Below are 477 nucleotides of genomic sequence, written 5' to 3'. Positions count from 1 at the left end.
GCGCGCAGGCGGCCCGTAGCCATGTCGTGCTGTGAGCCAAGGAGTTGGGATCGCACGTTGTCTTCCTAAGCCCGCTTGGCCCCCGACTTGGAATTTTGTACAATTCCATCAAGAAGAAAAGTGATGAATCTGAAGAAAGAAAGGATAAAAATAGAGTCATTGAATTTCTAGATTTGATCTTTGACAATGATGATGACCATGAAGTTGAGATAGTTAAAAGAGATGAACCAATTTACGGATTCTTTGGATTTGCAGGATCTGGTAAAAGCCGTGCAATTCAAGGCTTTATTAACTCAGAGTTCAACAAGAAAGGCTTTGTCACGATAATCAGTCCAAGGAGTGAACTTTTAAAAGACTGGCAAAGTAAGGTCAAAACTCAGAATAAGCACATAAGGTTCTTAACATTCGAAAGAGCCTTAACTGTGACATATCAAGAGAGTGAGTTAATAGTCATAGATGAAATTGGTCTTATGCCAC

1 protein-coding gene is annotated in these 477 nt (G+C 40.5%); it reads left to right on the top strand.

What is annotated here, in order from left to right:
• Window positions 1-44: 44 nt before the first annotated feature.
• Window positions 45-477: hypothetical protein (locus tag AABA78_RS39310; RefSeq protein WP_338270593.1), on the top strand; the 433-nt coding region annotated here is incomplete at its 3' end.

This window comes from Corallococcus caeni (assembly GCF_036245865.1).
Taxonomy (GTDB): domain Bacteria; phylum Myxococcota; class Myxococcia; order Myxococcales; family Myxococcaceae; genus Corallococcus; species Corallococcus caeni.
This window is presented reverse-complemented; position numbering and strand designations above follow the sequence as displayed.